Source organism: Marinagarivorans algicola (assembly GCF_001292705.1).
Classification (GTDB): Bacteria; Pseudomonadota; Gammaproteobacteria; order Pseudomonadales; family Cellvibrionaceae; genus Marinagarivorans; species Marinagarivorans algicola.
This window is the reverse complement of sequence record NZ_LGAK01000001.1, coordinates 141,350-161,934: the sequence shown is the minus strand read 5'-3', so window position 1 is coordinate 161,934 and position 20,585 is coordinate 141,350. Positions and strand designations below refer to the sequence as shown.

Below are 20,585 nucleotides of genomic sequence, written 5' to 3'. Positions count from 1 at the left end.
TATGAGCGTTTTAATTAATAAAGATACAAAAGTATTGTGCCAAGGTTTTACTGGTTCACAAGGCACCTTTCACTCTGAGCAAGCGATTGCTTATGGCACTCAAATGGTTGGTGGTGTTACCCCAGGTAAAGGGGGTCAAACACATTTAGGTTTACCTGTATTTAACACCATGAGCGAAGCGGTTGAAGCAACAGGCGCTGATGCCAGTGTTATTTATGTTCCTGCACCGTTTTGTAAAGATTCGATCTTAGAAGCGGCTCATAGCGGCGTAAAACTGATTGTTTGTATTACCGAGGGCATTCCTACCCTCGATATGCTTGATGCAAAAGTAAAATGTGACGAGCTTGGCGTACGCTTAATTGGCCCTAACTGCCCAGGTGTTATTACACCCGGCGAATGTAAAATAGGCATCATGCCAGGCCATATTCATTTACCGGGTAAAGTGGGTATTGTTTCTCGCTCAGGGACTTTAACTTACGAAGCCGTTAAGCAAACGACTGACTTTGGTTTTGGTCAATCTACCTGTGTGGGTATTGGTGGCGATCCTATTCCTGGCTCTAACTTTATCGACATTTTAGAAATGTTCCAAAATGATGATAAAACTGAAGCGATTGTAATGATCGGTGAAATTGGTGGTACTGCTGAAGAAGAAGCTGCCGCTTACATTAAAGCCAATGTGACTAAGCCTGTTGTGTCTTATATTGCTGGCGTCACTGCACCTCCAGGTAAGCGTATGGGCCATGCTGGTGCCATTATTTCTGGCGGTAAAGGAACAGCAGATGAAAAATTTGCAGCCTTACAAGATGCGGGTGTTAAAACCGTACGCAGCTTAGCCGACATTGGTAAAGCGCTTAAAGAAGTGACCGGTTGGTAAACCACTCTCTTTTAACGATGCGAATAAAAAGCCCTAACACATGACTGTGTTAGGGCTTTTTTTTGGTTATTTGTCGATCAAAAATGCCGCCTTATTTGAACAAGCATTGTATGTACAAGCCAGCCGCAGAGATCCTATCAAAACACTCGACTCTTATTAACAGACTCACTTAATAAACACATTCATTCCTTGAAACAAGTCCGCCGATACGTATTCAAACCCATCTCAACAAGCGCCTCTAAAATCAACTCTCAATGTAGCAGCACCGAAGTACCAAACCCCTCATGGGGTTTGGTATATTGAGTGTGAATCTTAGTAAGGCAAAAAGTCAAAGGTGTAACGCAATGTGGTTTGCAATACATCGGCAGTACCAAAGTTGATGGCACGCAAACGGGCTTTGATTTTACGCTCAAGCCTCTTGTCGTCTAAATCACTCGATACAATTTTAACCGATGATACGACACCATTAGGTTCAATGATCAGTTCAAAGACCACCTTACCTTCCAGCGTAGGATCTTCATCCAATGCACGTTGATGCAGGCTATGAATAGCCCCTTTATGCGCATCCATCACCTGCCCCATTGACGCTTTATTACGCGATGTTTTCTCGCGGCCTACGGCGCTTTCACTAATTTGCTCATCCACGCGCTTACTGGCCTCAGCCAACTTGCTATCCACCGCAGTTGTTTCTCGGCCCGATAGCGCTTGACCACCCGTATCAGTACTCAACGCTGCATTATTCACACCGCCACTCATGGTTTGAGCCCCACTATCAATCAATTTACGATTGGCAGTGGCCGCTATCCCTTGCGCTCTTGTCACCTGTTGCGTTTTTATATCACTCACATCCAGTGATTCACGCATTGCACTTAAATCATCAGCGAATTGCAATACACCGCTTCTTTGCGCCGTTTCTTGCGCTTTTTTAAGTTTTTCAGGATCTGGTGCTTTTTTAGGAACCGGTTTAGGCTCTTCTTTCTTTTTCGGCTTAGGCTCCTCTTTAGGTATTTTTTTAGGCTCTTCTTTGAGCTTTTCTTTGGGTTCTTCTTTTGGCTTGGGCTTAGGTTTGGGCTTTGGCGGTGGCGGTTTGGGTAGCTCTTTTTTTTCTAGAACAACACGCGCCAGTTGCGGTGGTAATTTAGCCCGCTCTTCACGTGTTTTTTCGGGCAGCTCTATACTTGCCACTACATAGCCTAGAATCACAAACGGAATAAAGAGGCTAAAAAAAGTCTTCCAGTAGCGCTTGCTATCTTCCGCCTCACTGGACCAGGGTAACACCAAATTAGGCGCTAAAATGAGTTTAGTCATGCTCACGGCGCCTCATGATCAGGGGAACTAGAAATCTTACTTACAGCCAAAGAGATGTTGCGATAATCCGTTTGTGCGCAGGTTGTCATGATTCGCTTAAGTAATGTATAAGGAATACTACTGTCACCCATAATTGTAATATCGCGGCCTTTTTTAGCCTCAGAGTCATTAGCGAAGGGCTTACGCGACGCTAAATATTCTAGCTCTTTTTTGAGTAATGCAATCTCATCATCGTCACCCGACAGTGCCGCCTCGACCGTCATAATTGAGCGACCAGAAATGACAATATCTTGTGCGCTCACCATAACCACGAGTGTATTATCAGGTTTTTGTTCTGCCACAGAATCGGGTAATTTAATAGCCTTGTTACTTTGTAGCACTTCAACATCCGAGGAGTTAACCAACAAAAAGAAGACTAAAATAGTAAAAATATCCATCAGTGAAACTAGGTTTAATTTTGGCTGTCCTTTGTGCCTACGATGTAGGCGTGCCATTCTGCGTGCACGAAGTGACTGTTTCATTGTGTCACCTCTGGTGCTAGTTCAGTATTCGGGTTCTCAGCACCGAGTGCCGGTGCATCACCTAATGATATTTCAGGGAACAACTCAGCCTCAACAACGGACGCTGCCACCACGGCATCATAAGAGCGTACAGTATCCATTGTCGTAACAATTGTTTGATAATCCGTGTCTGCCTGTGACAAAATAAAAATATCGCGCTTTTCTTTTCCTTTAAGCGCAAGGCGCCTTTTAATTTCCTGTAAATACGTCGACAGCATTTTGAAATCGTGGCTGCTATCAATATTATTAATACTTTTAACAGTAACTCCCGCAGGATAATTAATCACAAGTTTATCGGTGTAGATAACCACCTCTAATGCATCATTTGGCTCCGGATTTTCATTAGTGCTGTTAGGCGCTAAATCAGGGAGCTTTAAATCGAGAACAGTGATGTGCGAAAACACCATGCTCATCAATAAAACGGGCACAAGGATGATCATCAGATTCATAAAAGAAGTGATGTCTAAATCAGCTTCTTCTTTTGCTCTGCGTCTGATTCTCATAATAACAATTCGCCCAATTACTGAGTAGGAGCTTGTGGTTTAGGTGCCGCGGGTTTAGCAGCAGAGGATTTAGTACCCGACGATAACGTGTTAGCCGACAAGATATTCAAGCACTTCACACCCGCCATCTCTAAACTATCGATGATTTCGTTAGTTTTATGTTGAATAGAGGTATGCAGGAGTAGTAAAGGAATAGCAGCCATCAAACCAAAGGCTGTAGTATTCATGGCTACCGAAATACTTTGCGATAATAAAGTGGCTTTTTCTGAAGGGTCGGCTTCGGCCACCGCTGTAAACGCGGCAATCAAGCCCATAATGGTACCGAGTAACCCCAGCAATGTTGCAATATTGGCTAGCGTCGCAATGTAAGCGGTGCGCTTTTCTAAGCGCGGTACTGCTTCCATAACACCCTCTTCCATCGCATATTCAATCTCTTCACGACGGGGCGTTTGCTGCATACGCGCCAAGCCAGAAGCAATAATGCGACCTACTGGTGCTTGCGAACTGCGAGACACCTCGACTACACCGTTGTAATCTTTTTTACGCAGTAAGGGTAAAATTCGGTCAAACGCACGACGGTTTGAGGTTTTGGCTACGCTCAAAAAAACCCAGCGCTCAATGGCAACTGCCAAACCTACGACCAATACCAAACCAATCGGGTACATAAAGGGGCCGCCGTTTTGAAAAAAGCCAATTGCTGTATCTAACATGCTATATCTCCGCAGAGTGAACTAATTATTTAGTCTTAAAGGTTACTGTAATGCTAACTAATATAATTTATGTCATATTAGTCAATGGGTTATGTATTGAGCTACGATGTATGTCGTGCTTTTTTGTAGCCGGGCTATTCATTCAGAGGCAGCTTACGGGCTTGCAATTGTTTCTTCATGTCGGTTAAAAAATCGACTTGTCGCCGATGCTCAGCACGCTCTACATGATTAAACACATCACCTAAGCGCGTACGTGTATTAAAAGACATCGTCAGCTTTCCCTCATCAGCTGCTTGCTGCCAAGGTACGATATAACTCACACTGGGGTGCTCTTGATTGCCTTTAATGGTTGTACTGAGATTAACAACATCGGCCCCGTACACAGCGCTCGAAGAAAACATTACTGTCAGTAACATAAGGCTGATTTTAGATTGCATTTGATGACTCATTTGCCGCACCTTGCTCAGTGGATTCGGCAGGAGCTGTTGCACCTGATTGTTTTTGCTTCTTCGCCATTTTAGCCTGCCTGCGCTTGATATCGACCATCCAGCCGCGTAGTTTTTTATCGGGTGTTGCCATGATTTTTGCGCACTGCTCAAAGTGATAGTAAGCTTCATCAAAGCGCCCCATGTACATGTCGTACAGCACGCCTAAATTACGATGACTGATCACATTATGTGGCCACACTGCAATCGCTTGTTTATAAAGCGTCTCTGCTTTTTTAAAATCACCTTGTTCGCGCATCATGACGGCATACAGGTTGTAAGCGTCACCATTTTTATCATTTTTTAAAATAGCTTGCTCAAATGCGTGTTCTGCAGGTTCATAGAAATCTTGACGCCAAAGGCTTAAACCCAAATTCACCCAAGGCCCCGAAAATGTCGGTACTTGCTGTGTTAATTGCTCAAAGTGTATTTGTGCTTGGGACCATTTTTGGGCTTCGATTAAGGCAATACCTTGTTGAAATTTGGCACTCACATCGGCAGAAACCTCGGTATTTGACAGTAAGTAGGGATCGGGAATCAACACTAAAATCGGCTCGCCTGTTGTCTCATCCAAAACAACCTCAGACATCTGCTCGGTATCATTTTTAGGGCTAACAGCACAGCCGCTCACACAAATACAAACAAGGGCCAACAGTAGACCTGCGCCTACAAGGCCTTTACTAAACGCCATGTATTGATTAACGAACACCGCGACTCACCTCTATGACTGTTTCTTCTTTACCATAACGCGCAGGTAACAGCTTAGCCAAAGCACTAAAGCTTTCTTTTACCCATTCATCATAAAAGCCATCCCATGAGCGCTCGGCATTAATTGTTAGCATGTCAACGGCCTTACCCTTAAATGGATAGGCTTGCTCTTCCAACATGATTTCATATTGCTCCATGGTTAACTCATCGAGCCCTTTGGGTCTTTCAGAGTTTAATAAATTATCATAAAGATTAGCGTAAACTTCACCAATGCGATGATTCGCCTGTGTGGCAAACTCGGCAACACCATAGTCAATAACCGTTTTATAACTTTTTAGCGCTTTATCCATCGCCTTGCGCTTGGCTTTAAGCGTTTTTTTAATCGGTGCTCGCAAGCGAATACTCTCAAATTGGGCAAGGTCTTTACCGGCAAAATACGTTTGGGATTGCGCGGCTAAATAAGTAGACCTTGTTGTCCGTGCACCACCGGCTTTGGCATCGACGGTAATTAGCTCTTGCATAAGCGCCTCTTGCTTGCGGAGGGTACCATGTGTTTTTGCCATTTCTAATAACTGCACGCGTGCTTCAAGCGCTAAATCAAACGGTACGGGATAGCGCTTGATATAAGCGCGATATGTTTTTTCAGCGAATGCTTGACTACCCGACTTACGGTAAAGCTCTGCCGATAAGTACAAGGCGCTACGGCGTGTCTCTGGGTCAGACTCACTACTCGACATGCTCTCTAATTGCGCTGCTGCTTTTCCCCATTGCTCAGTTTCTTGATACAGTACGGCTAATTTGGGGGTGATTGTTTTATGTAATTCATGCTCTGGGTACTGGCGTTGAAAGTCCAGCAACACTTTTTCAGCGCGTGACCAATCTTTGAGTGTCATTAAATGATTTGCAGCATCATATTGTGCATTAACACTAATCGTAGAATCCGGCGCGACTGAAGCAATGCTGAGTAAACGATCAACCGCTTCGGGCAATTGATTATCGGCTATATTTTGCTCGGCTTGTTTGTACATACTTGCCGCAATACGGTCAGTGACAGGCGCACGATCCTTATCGCCATCGGATAATAGCGCCAAGGCTGTACGGTATGACGCCTCTGCCTCGGAAAATCGCTCTAATTCATAGAGACTATGCGCCAGTACTAGCCAAGCTGTTTTTTGCAATGCTGGCGCCTGTTGGGGCTGCCACTGCGTTAGCCGCGTTGCGATGACAATCGCTTGCTCTTTGTTGCCGTCGCTATATAAACGCTCAGCAGCATTAGTCAGTACTGCCACCGCGCGTTCGTCGGCAGGATAATAATCGGCAAAGCTAATGGCGCTATTAATGCGCTGTAGCTTTAACTGGTTCAGTGCGCTGCTGGCTGCTTCATTACCCGCTGAATCATTAACTGCCTGCTCGGCTTCTAATAATTGATCAAGCGTTAAGATAGCGGCATAACCCGCTGATGCACCACGCTGTGGGTCTAAATATTCATACGCGACTTGCTCATACGCAACAACCGCGCGTGTTAAAGCACCAGCATCATGTAGGGCCTCGGCCATTAAAAAAGTCAGCTCAGGGACACGAGGGTGATTGGGAAAGCTGCGTAACATTTCATCATAATAGCCTGCCGCTTTCACAAATGAGGGCACAGGTGAGGCAGGCTGTTTTTTCAGCTGTTTGTTCGCATACTGTGTTTGCGCGGCCACTAATGTTTGTGCTTGTGCGTGATAATAACTAGACACTTCATCTAAATAAGACTCTAGTGTGGCACTGTAACGTTCACGCTGTGCGGGTGTGCGCTCTTGCCAGTAAAGACTCGCCAAGCCAAAGCGTTGAATATAGGTTTCTTTGGCCGGTAATATTTCTTTGTCAAAACCGCCCTTTAAATAAACCGCAATAGCTGTATCGGCAAATTCCGGATTGAAATCACTGTTGGGATATTCTTGAATAAAAGCTTCATAGGTATTGGCTGCATCGTAATAACGTTTATTCTCAACATAGAGTCCACCTAATTGGCGGTAAATTAAATGCGTATAATCTCGTTCGCCATGAGTTTTTGTAAACGTTGCAATACTTGCCGGGCCGTCAATATAGGAATAAGCAAAGCCCAGTACTTTTAAGGTATCGGCCACCAAACTTTGTTGTGACTTGCTCAATGACTCTGGATTGCTGTTTGTAGGTAATATTTTATCCATCACTAAGTGAAAAGGGTTCAGCGATGCCAGATATTGATCTTGTTTGAATAAAGCCCAGCCTTGCATATATAAAGCATTTAAATAAAAAGGCGTTTGATCACCGATATCAACAACAGCACCGTACAATGTGTAAGCCGCCGAGTAATCTTGATAACTAAAAGCTTGTTCTGCACGCCTAAATTGGGCCTCTGCGGCAAACGAAGAATTAGGATTTTGGGCAATTAATTTCTCAAGCGCAGCGTCGGACTCATCCATCCTTGCGTCTAAGGCATAGGCTTTGGATACTCGATATAATAGACGCTCATCAACCTCACCTTTTTGCGCTTGCTGTAATTGAATGAGTTGATCGTACATTGAAATCGTTTGATCAAAAAATTGCCCACCGGTATCACTAGCGATTTGTAAATCTTCACCTCGTGCCATCGCGATATCGGCCAAGCGAATTTTAATTTTTTGACGCACTTCAATGTCTTCGGCAACGGCTAAAGCCGAAAGGTACATCGCTTCAACCTCATCGCGCGAAACCACCGCAACAGGTTCGAGTTGTTCGGGTATTACTGGGTCCGGTAAATCCGCTAAGGTCGGACCAAGGTCAGAAATATCTTGACTAAAAAAACTACACGCAGTTAACGATACATATAACAGTGCCGTTATACAACGTAAAAAAATACGGGCAAAGGCGATACGCTCAAAAGGCGCCATCAGCAGAGTCAAAAATGTGCTCATCAGTAACGCTCTCCGTCAGCTTCGTCGGAGATGCGCGCAATTGCTAAACGACTTTGCGCTAGGTAATACTGCAAGCGACTACGCTGCTGGGCTAATGCCGCGATAACCTCAGTGCGGAGTATACTTTGTGCTTCTTCTATGGCCACTTTAAGATTGGCTTGTTGGCGAGTAATACGCTGCTTAGCCTCGTTAATTTGCGTACGATACGGTGCCAAATCAAAGCCTTCATCTACAATGGTTTGAATACGTACCTGAGCCTCAACAGCACCATCAATACGCTGACTTAATTCTTCGAGCGTTTTTCGCCCACGCCATATTCGCTCCGCAAAAAGCTCACCCGCATTCCATAATAGCAAGCCCCGTAAGCGCGCTAGTTTTTCGCGCTCTAGCGCCATATCATGACCAGCATCTAACAGCATTAGCAAGTTACCTTCCGCTTGTTTAATACGCGCTAGACGCTCGCGCTCTTTACCTTGTAGCATCGATAAAAAATCATCGGTTTGATCAAATCGATGTAAAATGGCTAATAAGCTTCGACGATCACTTTGCATTTTATTTAAATTTTCGAAGGCTTCTTGCTGGGCAATCACATTCATCTCCAGTAATCGATTGGCCTCTCGCTCATCAAGCATATCTAAATAAAACTGCATGCGACCTTGCCATACGGTGAGCTTGCGCTGTAATACGAGCAAATCACGAAGCTCTTGGACCAAGCCTTGAAACTCATTGCGTGCAAATAATGCAGTCAAATAACTCAGTTGTGGCGCCAGTTTATTTTTTTGTGCGTAGTTAAACCAGTTGATGTCCTCTGACGGGTCGATTTTAAGAGCATCCAGCATGGCTTCGCTATTGAGGTCGTTAACAAAGGTATCTAAGGTAACAATTTCAGATTCAAAACTGGCTTCAGCATCGCGATATTTATCTAAAGCGACTTTGGCAAGGCCCATTTGCTCGTAGGCATAGGGAATCGCCACTAGCGCCTCTTGCGTGTTTTCATCAATTAAAGGATCTTGTGCTAATAGCTGCCATGGCGCCAAAGCACTGCGATACTCACCATCATCGACACTCGCCCAACCATAACCCAATAACGCTCGCCCAGACATGGGACTATCTAAGCGCACACGCTTGAATTGCTCAATGGCCTGGTCATGCTGTTTATTAAAGAAGTACGCATAACCCGCAGCAGTCATCGCCTTATCGTAGAGAGCTAAATATTCTTCTTCGCGCTGTGGAATTTTAGCCAACTTTTCATAATAACTAATTGCTAACGGATAATCTTGAGCTCGAGCATAAGCCGCTGCCATATTAAAATATAAATAAGGCGCTAGAGCTTCGTTATCATCAACTTTTGCAATTAAGCGACTCGCTTTATCAAGCTCACCATCTTTGATGGCAAGGTTAATCATTAACGCTTGTAATTCATGAGCGATTGAGGCTTGTGGTTTATCACTAATACGTGCCAAGGCATCTTTGACACCCTCAATATCATCGCGTAGATAACGAATTTTGGCCAAATAAAACCACGCCGCATCACGCGTTTTTTGTGGCCGATTGACATCCAATAAGCGCTCGAATATATCGCTGGCTGTGCGATCTAGCCCATAAGCTAAATAAAAGCCACCCAGCATAATTTCGGGGTTGTCACCATGGCCTTGGATACCACCTTTTTTTTCGGCTACCAACAAGTCACTGAGTGCTTGAAAATGCTGGTTTTGATAAAAATGATATAAAGCAACCCCATAGCGTAAATCAGCCACAGCCGATAAAGGCGGTTTTTTAGCCTGAGTACCCACGCTGAGGCACCCTAAAAAAACCAGCCAGACAAGCCGATTGATCATAGGTGCCACTCTTTAAATTCAAACGTAGGCTGCATATTACGAGAGGAGTCACGCACTTTGATTTCTAACATGGTGGGCTTTTGATCTTTCGTTAGCGTATAGCTAGCACCGCGCTTATACTCACGGTTTTGAGGACCAATCCCATGAAAAAAAGCCGTGATTTCATGCTGTCCCGTTTTAAGATTCCCTAAATATAACCGCTGAATACCGCCACGGACTAAGGCACTATTTTGTTTTTGTGTATACAAATGGCTTGCCACCAACTCACCATCAATGGTGAGTTTAACGGCATCCATGGCAAAGTATTCTCCCACATCTAGCGAAACATATACTGCCACTTGTGTATTCGCAGGAAACAATAAATCTTCTTCTAGCAAGAGTAAATCACGGTTAAGCTCTAGCGCAGCCCTTTTTAAGGACTCAACTTGCTCACTTAATGGTGTAGCATTTTCGTTGCGCTCAATAAATTGAGTGTTATCTTCTACACGCAATTCAATGTTTAGAGCGCCTTGATCGGCTTGAGCTTGTGCCTGTTCAGGCAGATCTTGAGCGATAACTGGCATGCTACAGATATATAACCATGTAGCCAGTAAAATAGCGCTTTTACTATTAACGGTATTTAACAAGGGAGTCTCCCGTTTTAACGGTCTATAAACTAGGTGATTTACGCGTCTCTTTGTACAAGCTTATGGGTAAAGCTCATCGCACAGCAAGGAGTGCGCCAGTTTTTGCATGTGGAAACACCCGTATTTGAGTATATTCCCACAACATTTATAAGTTTCAAGGCAGCCTAAGTCGCTTTGCCAATTACCTCACACGCTGCTAATTTGTTGTAGCAAATTGACTGCTTTATACAGTGGCTATGGAGCTGGCGGCATTAAACCATTGCTATAGTGCACTTGGCCAGCGCTATCAATAATGATCGCATCATAATTGGGTAACTGATTAATCAGTTTAAGCCCTCGCTTGACGCCCATCACAAACACTGCTGTCGATAATGGATCGGTACCTAAGCCTGTATCCCCTAAGACGGTCACACTCATAACACCTGTAGCACTGCGGCCTGTTTGAGGATTTAGAATATGATGGATACGCTGACCGGTCGCACCATCAATAAAAAATCGCTCGTAGTCACCTGATGTACTAATGGCTGTATCAACTAAAGGCAAGCGAATAACAAAGCTCGGCGTTTGATCTTTAGGGTTGCTCTTGTGATTATAGCTTTGTGTATCGCTTTTGTTAGTGTCGTTTGGGGGGGAGGTATTTTTGCTATATGCATTTGCAAGTCTTGGGTTTTTAATACCGATAATCCAAGGCTTACCTCGTCTATCACCTAGGACACGACTATCGCCACCGGCTCCTACATAAGCATGTTTAATACCCTGCTTTTTTAAATAATCAATGGCTAAGTCGACAGCATAGCCTTTAGCAACGCCGCCCAAATCAATTGCAACGTCGGGATGTAAAAACTGCAATGTTTGCTTACTCGGATCAAAAGCGAGATGACGGGTACTGAGTGCAGGTAACAAGTGTGTGACCTGCTGATCGCTCGGTAATACCTTTTCGCGATAATCATAATGCTGGCCAATCGAGGCAAAGGTAATATCAAACGCTCCTTCACTTATCCCAAAAACACGCTGCGAACGCTCATACAGTAAACGCATCTCGTCCGATAACACAACGGGTCTTATTGCTGCGTTAGCGTTCAGAATAGACAGTTCGGAGCTTGGAATATAAGGCGATAAGCGCTGCTCAACCCCTCGCATAATCGCTAGTACGCCATCGATGGCCGCCTCACCCTTTTCAGTATTATCCGCCCACACACTCACCGAAACTTTTGTACCCATAATTGCTTGGCTATCATAAAGCCATTGAGCCTGCGTACGCGCACAAAAACACACACCAACTAAAAAGAAAAAGCCAAAGTATAAAACTTTAGCTTTTTTAAATTCAGGCACAAAAAACACCTACTGCTCGATCATTACAATGGGTACTTAACAGCAAACGCGCCGTTTTCTTGCGGCACTGCAAATAAACCTAAGACATCTTTGATCTCGTCTTGCGCATTGCTTTTCGGTAAAATAGTGCCCTGTGCCGAGGGTGCGGTATTGATACCTGCGACCGCATCAAGCTTAACGCCAAATGGACCCGCTAAATCAAACACAGTCGCTTTAATACTGCCATCCCCTGCATTGATAACATCAGCGGCAAAGTCACCTAAGGTAAACCACATATTCTGCACATTAACACGTGCACCACGCCAACTGACACTTCCCTCTAATGTTTTGACAAAACCCTTATCTGTCACTTCGCCTCGCAAAATATTGAGGCTTGCCATACCTGCAAACTGCACTTCACGATTAAAATGATTAGCTAGACTTGCAGGTAGCTCTGCCTGAAACTTATACACTTGATTTCGGCCTGTGAGCGTACGGCATGCATTACCACTAAAGACTTCACTTTCGAGATCCACGCATATTTTGAGTGCCAGCAATTTAAGTGGCTGAAATTTCCAACGTAAAATACCTAGGCGAATCGCTTGACCTTGTACTTCGATGCTCGCATCACCCGATTTACCGACCCAAGCCGTGCCGCTTACCACAGCTAATTGTAGCTGTGGTAATGCTTTTGCTAAATTTGAGGTAACTAATGTCGCCGGTACCCTCACAACTATTGCAGATACCAAGTAAATGAATAAACCTAAAATAATGAGTATTTTAAGCAAGCGTGTAATAAATTGAGGCATGCATTAATTCCTGTTTAACTTGACCGTAACTGTACTGAGTAACCCTTTCACGTCGTCCGCCGTTACAGAAACCTCTTTCACTTGAACCCCTTCTTTATTTTCAAGATCATTCAGCCAAGCCATCACTTTATTAAATTCAACCTTAGCCAACCTAACACGTACATTATTATTACCTGTAGGCTGAAAGTCTTCCATTTTAAGGCCATGATTACGCAGTGTAGTATTGGTCACTTGCGCCAAACTTCTCTGACTGCCACCGCCGGAAAGTTCTTGACCTAAAACCCTAGCTGCGAGCTCTCGCACTTCGACTTGCTGCGATAGTACCGCACGATTATTGATCACTTGTTTGTCGCGGGCTTTTGTTAAAGGTAGCAGCAGCCCCGCATACAGCACTGTTAATACTAATGCGATAACACCTATACCCAGTAATAATTGCTCGCGAGGTGAGTTTTGTAAGAACCAGTTTTTAAACTCATTCATTGTTAGCTCTCCGTCACTCGAATTTGTGCTTGATGTATATCGCCAGAAACCTTGGAGTTTCTAATTTCTGCTGCCAATCCTGTTTTACTGATATCACCACGCAAAGCTTCTAACATGGCAAAATCCTTAGCCTCAACACTAAATTGTAGTGCTCCATTGTTTTGAGTGTAGCGGAAGCTGGTCATGTTTAAATTCTTATTCTTGCGAATTTCAGGTGCCACCTTAGACACAAGAAATACAACATTTGAAGGCTCTGTTGATGTTTGTTTTTGTAATTTAGCTCTTAACTGCCTAACAGGATCGGTAATTGACCCTGACGAAACTACCTGCCTAAAAACCGCATCGCGATCAGAAAATAGCTGCATGGATTCTTTTTTAGCCTGCTGAAATTCCCCCCAAGTCGTACCAAGAGCAACTATAAAGGCAATAGAAGCAGCGATGGCTGGTATTTTCCAATCATTCCACCACACACCAAAAGGTAACTTACGGGCTAAATTACCTGATCGAAACTCCATGACAGGCTTAATACGTAAAGCGACGGCATCCCAAAAACCACCTTCCTGTTCGTAAATACTTAAAGTCTCAGAGACTTCTAAGTTTTTGGGTAGCCAATTACGTAAAGTCACTAAGGCTTCTTCGGTTTCGGCCACCAAGTGTAAAGCTGCTGGCTGAACAATATTTTCATTTTTGTCAGCTTCGGTACATAAGGCCTGAATAAATAACTGTGCCACTGTCGCTTCGCAACTAAACCCTTGATGCGAACCTATTTTGGCAAAAAACGTTTTATCTTCTAATAAAAAGACCCAGCCCTCACCCTCATCAAGTTCGGCATAATCACATCCAACACTTTGTACTTCCGCGCCCAGCTCTTCTAGCTCGGCAATCAGCTCGGCAACACTGTCTTCTTTTACATATTGCGTACTCACTAGGCCGTCTTCAAGCGGGCCATAGGCAAAAATAAGTTCATCAACAGGTGTCACAACCGTCTCTTCAACCTCAAAGGGCACCAGTTTACTGAGTAACTTTCGGTCTTTAACCCCTACATCAACAACCTGAGAAGACACCGTACGACCATCAAGTAATAACCAACAGGCTTTACCCGCTACAGACTCTGCCAATAAATTGATATCGCCGGTATAAAATGACTCGCTAAGCCATTGATTTTGGCTCGTTACAACACGCCACTGCCAAAGCCCGGGTTCTATTTTGCGCACCAGAATTCGTTCTGCCACTGCATCACCTATCTTATATTTTGCAACCAAAGCTGCTGTTATTATGTTCGGCTAAAATAGCCCAATATTTTCTGAGTATCGTTAAAAATTTGCGTCAGTCCGCCATAACACTTCAACACTACTTTTGTTTCTATCACGTCGCATTAATGTTTTTATACGGCGTGTCTTATCGCCAATAATGACTTCACCATTATAAATAAAATAATTGGTACCCACCGATAGCTCCGAAGAATCAAGATCTGCTTTATTCAACCCTAAATCGGTTAGGTTTGTCACAAAATCATCTATATTTTGATAACCTTGCGCTGGCTGAATATTGGGGTTTACTGTTTCGTTACGGGCAAAAATTAGGTCACCGGCCTGCCCCTCATCGAGCGGTAGCATCTCGGACTTCAGATTAAACATACGTAACATCGCATCTGGCATAGTATTGATGTTCGGGTATGCCGGACTTTTTTCACTTGTCGGTAATGCTATCACGTTAGGTAGTAAACGCTCGTATATCTCGGGTGTAATGCCTTTAACTAGACTCAGTTCACTAATTGTAGTCATTGGGGCGTTACTCACCACAATAGGCACCTCTAAGCCACTGTAATAGCTTTGCTCTGCACCACCATTTTTTGGCTCGTGATCACCATCCATCCAATCAATTAATGCATTGACTATTTCTTGTGCTTGAAAAGGGGTGATGGGTTGCTCATTCATGGGTAAAGTTTGCAAATAGCGAATAAACCGCCTTTGCGAAACGGTATAGGCACAATGAAATAGCTGAGGGTCATCATTACACTCTTGCGACTTATTAGAGGCTCCACTCGATGATGAGGCGCCATTAGCGCCTCTGGGCTGCTGGCCTGGCACTACAGGCACCGGCGCAAGCAAATTAATATTAAACCGCGCTTGCGCATCTTCCATTTGAACGGTGATAGTACCGCCATCAATGCCCTCTGAAAAAGGTGACATCCACATTTCTTGCTTGTTATCGACTTCCTCGCTACCGTCGATAGTTTCATCTCTGAGATCTTCAAGCAAAAACAGTTTGGCCGCTAGCTTTTCGCCGCCGTCTAACACAAGTCTCGCTTGCAGCCCATGCCAGCGATTTTCGTTCCGCGACATACCTAACTCAAAACGCCAGCTTGTCGCCACCACTAACGAGGTAACCAATACAACGATCATCATGGCGAGCAACAACACCATGCCTTGTTGTTTTTTAAGCTCTGGGCGTGGCCGGCCAAACGGTTGTGCTATTCGCATATGCTAGCCTCCCTTAATGCCTGGTAATATCGAATAAATACGCTTAATTTCACCAAAATCAGGCAGTATCAGCGTCACCTCTATTGCCGCTGGAAATGTTGTATCTGGTCGTACACCAGAGGCAGGCCAACGCTCTTGCCATGGGCCACCGGTTACACTCGCACTGTTGCTATTAGGAAGGGCTTTAACCAATATGTCGTCTATTTCCTCAAGAATACGCTGAGGCCTTGCATTGCGCTCGTCATTATCGGCAATATTATTCCACGTATCACGCCACAGTACATTATCTTCAAAGCGATAACCCACACGTACCATTTCGGTTCGCGGTAATCTTAGTGGGTTAGCGTAGCCTCCACGTAAAATAGACAATCGATACTCTTCACTCGGGTCGACATAGAGTGGAGGTATATCATTTCGACCTTGCACCTTAGGGATAGCCGGCACCGCATTGCGCAAATCAGTCTCTAACAATACCCATACACGATCCACCGCCGCTAAGCGTGCTATTGCCTCTTGTGTAGCCTCGGAGCTAGAAATAGCCGCCGTAAAAGACTGACTCGTCATAACCGCAATCATCGCCATAATAACAATGGCAATCATCACTTCGATTAACGTAAAGCCCCGCTGAACTGACTTGTGACAGGCAAGCCTTGTGTAGCATACTACAGCTTTCATAGGCCTCATCGCTCAACCATTGCGGTCGATAACTCAACAATAGGCTCTTGTCCCTGCCTACCAACGCGAACCCAGACTCTTAGAGCCCCAGCATAAATACCTTTTTGCTCTTCAGATTCTACTTTCCAATCCCATACAATACCTGCCATTTCAACGTCGCCAGCTTGTCGACCTTTAGGCACTAAGTTTTGCAATCGTTCGGTTAAGTAGATCTCTTGCACTTTATTTTCGGCGACCCAGTGAGCTATCGTCAAATCACGACTATAGTCAACCGTACTTGCCATATTACTCATACGCCCCATAAGCGCAGGTAGCGCGAGGCCAATAATCACTAGGGCAACCATCACCTCAATCAGGGTAAAGCCCTGAATATGATGCGTTATTGATGAGCATTTATTTGCTGTCTTCACGGGCTTTTAGCTCCTCAGCAAACTCTTTCCATTCTAGCTGGCCATATTCATTGATATGAATAGTTTGCTCATAATCAGGCAAACGCTCATCAGTAATAATAATTTCTATAGGGGAAATATCACCCGATGAATAATAGGCCGTGACAGGATGAGAGCGGTCAAGTAACTCTTCCCAGCGCCATTCAAGGTCATCAATCAATACCACGATCTGTGTTTCAGGGTCGAATGAAATTGGCTCTAATTCGGGGATATCAACGAACATACCCTGCGGGTTACCTTGCTGCCAACGATAGCGCCAACCTAGATTTTCCCAGTCAAACTCCGATTCGGACTGCCATTGAGGCGGCTCGAGCAATAAGCCCATTGCATCGCCCGATAATATAGCTCTATCGGAGGCGAATTCACTTAAAGCCATGAACTGCTCGATTTTATCGGTTAGACGGTTTTCTGCCCCACCTCGACCAATAGTTAAAGAGGCAACACCCATAGCAATACCCAGTACTGCAATCACAGCGAGCACTTCAAGCAATGTAAAACCTACTTGCCCCTTAGGTGCTTTCATTGCAACCTCAATGCCAGCCACTTCATTTACTCTGCCGCCTCAGCCCAAAAGCTAATATCAGCAGCCTCACCTTCACCACCTTGCAGGCCGTCGGCGCCATAGCTGATGATATCAAAAGGCTTACCATCATCAGAGGGGCTTAAGTAAATATACTCACGCTCAAAGGGGTCTTTTGGCATTTTCTCTAAATAACCACCCTCACGCCATTTTCGCGGAACGGGATCTACATCAGGCTTACTCACCAAAGCGGCCAAGCCCTGCTCCGTCGTGGGGAAGGTATAATTATCTAATTTGTAAGTTTGTAACGCTGTTTTAATCGATGCAAAATCATTTTTGATACGCTCTTTTTGAGCCTCGGCGATATTACCAAATAATGCCGGCCCCACAACACCTACCATCAAACCAATAATCACAATCACTACCATGATCTCGATAAGGCTAAAACCGCCCTGCCGCTTACGTAACATAAAACCTCCTAAGGTATTTAAATAGATAATTTGATCGACTAAACCATTTGATTAAGCTGAAACATGGGCTTAAGAATTGCCATGACAATGAAACCAACCATGCCTGCCATAAATAAAATAGTCATCGGCTCTAATAAACTCATCATCGTAGCCAAGGTAAATTGGAGCTCACGCTGCTGATTAGATGCGGCATGAATTAATTGCTCAGACAGTTGACCATTCGTTTCACCACTAGCGACCATTTGAACCAGTAATGGCGGAAACTCATCCACTTGATCCATCGCTTTGGCCACACCCATACCCTCTTTAACAGAGACTGCAACTTCTTTACCGGCCGCTTGAATATGCCGATTAGTTAAGACTTGTGCTGCTATACTTAATGCCTCTAATACTGGCACACCACTTTTCACCAACAAACCTAATGTGCTCGAGTAACGCGCCGCCTCAGCCGTGCGGTTTAGCTCACCAAATAGCGGTATTTTAAGCAATAAGCGATGCCATTTTAATTGATTTTTAGGCGATTTTAAGTACTGTTTTAAACCTGCAACTAAACCCGCAATCACCACTAAAGTCAATACACCATAGCTGAGTATGAAATCGCTCATACCAATTAATAACTTGGTTGAAAACGGTAGCTCTGCTTTTTGATTTTCGAATAAACCGACTAGGTTAGGCACCACAAAAGCCATCAAGGCAATAACCACACCGATACTCACCACAAATAAAATTAGCGGGTATGTCATCGCGCCCTTTACTTTTTGGCTTGTTTCTTGACTATTTTCAGTGTAGTCGGCTAGCTGCTCCAGTACTGGCCCCAAAAAGCCAGCACCTTCACCAGCTTTTACCATGGCGCGATAAAGATCATCGAATGTTCGCGGGTGCTCAGCCATTGCTTGATTTAGCGATAAACCTTCAAGCACCCGGGAGCGCACCTGTAAGATCATAGCCTTAATTTGCGGCTTGCGACTTTGGTTTGCACAGGCATTAAGCACCTCATCCAACGGTAAGCCAGACTGAATAAGTGATGCCAACTGCCGAGTGACCAATGAGGTATCTTTAACACTTAACTTAATGCCATTAGAGGCACTCAAGCTCGATAGCAATCCTTTTAGGCCACCTTCGGTAGGCTGTGGTTTGCCCCCCGGTTTTACTTGACCCGCTCTTTTAACAGAGCTTTTTACTTCAAGCGGGCGTAAGCCTTGCTGGCGCAATTGTGTGCGGACTTGCCGCTCATTGTCACCTTCAACTACACCTTTTACTGTCTTCCCTTTAGGGTCAAGGGCTTGATAACTAAACGCTGCCATATAAAACCATTAGTGCGACGAAGTCACACGGAGTAATTCTTCGACGGTGGTAATTCCCGCCAATACTTTTGCTCGGCCGTCGGCTTCAATGGGCTCACAGTATTGCCTTGCATGAGCCAACATTGTTTGCTCTCCACTCCCTTCATGAATAAGCTGCCTTAGCCCGTCATCAATAGGAATAAGTTCATAAATACCGGTACGGCCACGATAGCCACCAAAATTACATTTTTCACATCCTACAGCTCGGTGAATCATACTGCCTGCAGGGATTTTAATTCTTTCACACTCTGATTCACTGGCTTCATGGGGCTCTTTACAGTCAGGGCATAACACCCTTACCAAGCGCTGAGCAATTAAAGCTTCTAAACTTGACGATAACAAGAAAGGCTCAATACCTAAATCGCCCAAACGAGTGATTGCACCAATCGCGGTATTGGTATGCAATGTTGATAGTAGCAAATGGCCTGTTAAACTGGCTTGCACTGCAATAGCGGCCGTCTCTTGGTCACGGATTTCACCAATCATAACCACATCAGGATCTTGACGTAAGATAGCGCGCAAGCCGCGTACAAAAGTCATATCGACTTTATTGTTCACTTGCGTCTGACCAACACCTGGCAGCAAATACTCAATCGGATCCTCTACTGTTAAAATATTACGATTCGGAGTATTTAAGTAACTTAAACCCGAATACAGCGAGGTCGTTTTACCTGAACCGGTGGGCCCTGTTACCAAAATAATTCCATGAGGCTTAGCTAGCGCTGCTTTAAAGTGCTCCAGAACTTGATTCGGCATATTAAGCTGTTCGAGCTTCAAAGCCCCTGCCGATGAGTCTAAAATCCTCATTACGGTTCGCTCACCGTGTGCACTAGGTAGCGTGGATACACGAATATCCACCGCATGCCCAGCTAATTTCACCGTAATACGGCCGTCTTGAGGTATACGCTTTTCAGCAATGTCTAATCGCGCCATCACCTTTAAGCGCGACGTTAAAACAGGGCCTAACTGAGCCTTCGGTGATAGCACCTCTTTCATTACACCATCAATCCTAAAGCGCACCGAGACACGGTGCTCAAAAGGTTCAACGTGAATATCAGAGGCGCGCTCTTGAACTGCTTGCGATAATATCGCATTGATTAAGCGGATAACGGGGGCGTCGCCATCGCCACTGAGCAACTCACCATCATCAGGAATATCCTCAGCTAATGCAGACAGGTCAAATTCAGCGCCCATATCATCGGCCGCTTGTTGTGCTGCATTATCACCACTTTGGTAATGCTGAGTTAAACGCTTTTGAAAAGCCTCATCATCGAGTGCTTCTAGTGATAGCTCATCACCTGTATAGCGGCGTAACTCTACTAATGTTTTGAGTGATGGAGTGCCGCAATAAAATACAGTACCATCTTCAATCAATACATGATTGTCAGATGCGTAACTAAAAGGTAAACGACCTAACTTAATCTCTTCTTCATCCTGAGCAAAGGAGTCATCAGATTCCATATCCTCAAACTCATCAGAAAGAACTGTCTCTAGATTACTCACAATGCCCCCTTT

At 44.6% G+C, this 20,585-nt stretch carries 21 protein-coding genes; 1 reads left to right on the top strand and 20 read right to left on the bottom strand.

Annotated elements, in window-relative coordinates:
- Position 1: 1 nt before the first annotated feature.
- Positions 2 to 874, top strand: a complete 873-nt coding sequence (sucD, locus tag AC438_RS00690; RefSeq protein WP_053979345.1) for a succinate--CoA ligase subunit alpha — start codon at positions 2 to 4, stop codon at positions 872 to 874.
- A gap of 312 nt (positions 875 to 1,186) precedes the next feature.
- On the opposite strand, the gene AC438_RS00685 is transcribed toward sucD, so the two are convergent.
- From AC438_RS00685 to gspE, 20 genes are all read right to left on the bottom strand, one after another.
- On the bottom strand, positions 1,187 to 2,182 hold the full coding sequence (locus AC438_RS00685; RefSeq protein ID WP_053979344.1) for an AgmX/PglI C-terminal domain-containing protein: 996 nt from the start codon (positions 2,180 to 2,182) through the stop codon (positions 1,187 to 1,189).
- 2 nt (positions 2,183 to 2,184) lie between these two features.
- The gene (locus AC438_RS00680; protein WP_172676750.1) at positions 2,185 to 2,703 is read right to left on the bottom strand and encodes an ExbD/TolR family protein; all 519 of its coding nucleotides are present in this window, start codon (positions 2,701 to 2,703) and stop codon (positions 2,185 to 2,187) included.
- Positions 2,700 to 3,245 carry an ExbD/TolR family protein gene (locus AC438_RS00675; protein WP_053979343.1) on the bottom strand — a complete coding sequence of 182 codons (546 nt, stop codon included), beginning with the start codon at positions 3,243 to 3,245 and terminating at the stop codon, positions 2,700 to 2,702. Before AC438_RS00675 ends, AC438_RS00680 begins: the two co-directional genes overlap by 4 nt.
- Before the next feature lie 17 nt (positions 3,246 to 3,262).
- Positions 3,263 to 3,955, bottom strand: a complete 693-nt coding sequence (locus AC438_RS00670; protein ID WP_053979342.1) for a MotA/TolQ/ExbB proton channel family protein — start codon at positions 3,953 to 3,955, stop codon at positions 3,263 to 3,265.
- Between the two features lie 134 nt (positions 3,956 to 4,089).
- Positions 4,090 to 4,404 carry a hypothetical protein gene (locus AC438_RS00665; RefSeq protein WP_053979341.1) on the bottom strand — a complete coding sequence of 105 codons (315 nt, stop codon included), beginning with the start codon at positions 4,402 to 4,404 and terminating at the stop codon, positions 4,090 to 4,092.
- Complete coding sequence (locus AC438_RS00660; RefSeq protein ID WP_156316950.1) at positions 4,382 to 5,149, bottom strand: tetratricopeptide repeat protein; 768 nt, start codon at positions 5,147 to 5,149, stop codon at positions 4,382 to 4,384. The genes AC438_RS00665 and AC438_RS00660 overlap by 23 nt, the downstream gene beginning before the upstream one ends.
- Positions 5,139 to 8,066 (bottom strand): tetratricopeptide repeat protein, encoded by a 2,928-nt coding sequence (locus tag AC438_RS00655; RefSeq protein ID WP_053979339.1) that lies wholly within the window; start codon positions 8,064 to 8,066, stop codon positions 5,139 to 5,141. The genes AC438_RS00660 and AC438_RS00655 overlap by 11 nt, the downstream gene beginning before the upstream one ends.
- Positions 8,066 to 9,904, bottom strand: coding sequence for a tetratricopeptide repeat protein (locus AC438_RS00650; RefSeq protein WP_053979338.1), 1,839 nt, complete (start codon positions 9,902 to 9,904; stop codon positions 8,066 to 8,068). The genes AC438_RS00655 and AC438_RS00650 overlap by 1 nt, the downstream gene beginning before the upstream one ends.
- Positions 9,901 to 10,530 (bottom strand): hypothetical protein, encoded by a 630-nt coding sequence (locus AC438_RS00645; RefSeq protein ID WP_053979337.1) that lies wholly within the window; start codon positions 10,528 to 10,530, stop codon positions 9,901 to 9,903. Before AC438_RS00645 ends, AC438_RS00650 begins: the two co-directional genes overlap by 4 nt.
- A gap of 234 nt (positions 10,531 to 10,764) precedes the next feature.
- Complete coding sequence (locus tag AC438_RS00640) at positions 10,765 to 11,862, bottom strand: FAD:protein FMN transferase (RefSeq protein ID WP_238376288.1); 1,098 nt, start codon at positions 11,860 to 11,862, stop codon at positions 10,765 to 10,767.
- 23 nt (positions 11,863 to 11,885) lie between these two features.
- Entirely contained in the window at positions 11,886 to 12,650 is a 765-nt protein-coding gene (gene gspN / locus AC438_RS00635) for a type II secretion system protein N (RefSeq protein WP_053979335.1), read from the bottom strand.
- Between the two features lie 3 nt (positions 12,651 to 12,653).
- The gene (gspM, locus tag AC438_RS00630) at positions 12,654 to 13,130 is read right to left on the bottom strand and encodes a type II secretion system protein GspM (protein ID WP_053979334.1); all 477 of its coding nucleotides are present in this window, start codon (positions 13,128 to 13,130) and stop codon (positions 12,654 to 12,656) included.
- Between the two features lie 2 nt (positions 13,131 to 13,132).
- Positions 13,133 to 14,362 carry a type II secretion system protein GspL gene (gspL, locus tag AC438_RS00625; RefSeq protein WP_053979333.1) on the bottom strand — a complete coding sequence of 410 codons (1,230 nt, stop codon included), beginning with the start codon at positions 14,360 to 14,362 and terminating at the stop codon, positions 13,133 to 13,135.
- An 81-nt stretch (positions 14,363 to 14,443) separates the two neighbouring features.
- Positions 14,444 to 15,613, bottom strand: coding sequence for a type II secretion system minor pseudopilin GspK (gene gspK / locus AC438_RS00620; protein ID WP_053979332.1), 1,170 nt, complete (start codon positions 15,611 to 15,613; stop codon positions 14,444 to 14,446).
- Between the two features lie 3 nt (positions 15,614 to 15,616).
- The gene (gene gspJ, locus AC438_RS00615) at positions 15,617 to 16,288 is read right to left on the bottom strand and encodes a type II secretion system minor pseudopilin GspJ (RefSeq protein WP_162230665.1); all 672 of its coding nucleotides are present in this window, start codon (positions 16,286 to 16,288) and stop codon (positions 15,617 to 15,619) included.
- 5 nt (positions 16,289 to 16,293) lie between these two features.
- Positions 16,294 to 16,698 (bottom strand): type II secretion system minor pseudopilin GspI, encoded by a 405-nt coding sequence (gene gspI, locus AC438_RS00610; RefSeq protein ID WP_053979330.1) that lies wholly within the window; start codon positions 16,696 to 16,698, stop codon positions 16,294 to 16,296.
- Complete coding sequence (locus AC438_RS00605; RefSeq protein WP_156312551.1) at positions 16,682 to 17,260, bottom strand: pilus assembly FimT family protein; 579 nt, start codon at positions 17,258 to 17,260, stop codon at positions 16,682 to 16,684. The genes gspI and AC438_RS00605 overlap by 17 nt, the downstream gene beginning before the upstream one ends.
- Positions 17,261 to 17,286: 26 nt before the next feature.
- Entirely contained in the window at positions 17,287 to 17,727 is a 441-nt protein-coding gene (gspG, locus tag AC438_RS00600; RefSeq protein WP_053979328.1) for a type II secretion system major pseudopilin GspG, read from the bottom strand.
- 38 nt (positions 17,728 to 17,765) lie between these two features.
- Positions 17,766 to 19,031 (bottom strand): type II secretion system inner membrane protein GspF, encoded by a 1,266-nt coding sequence (gspF, locus tag AC438_RS00595; RefSeq protein ID WP_053979327.1) that lies wholly within the window; start codon positions 19,029 to 19,031, stop codon positions 17,766 to 17,768.
- 9 nt (positions 19,032 to 19,040) lie between these two features.
- Complete coding sequence (gspE, locus tag AC438_RS00590) at positions 19,041 to 20,531, bottom strand: type II secretion system ATPase GspE (protein ID WP_053979445.1); 1,491 nt, start codon at positions 20,529 to 20,531, stop codon at positions 19,041 to 19,043.
- Between the last annotated feature and the right edge of the window lie 54 nt (positions 20,532 to 20,585).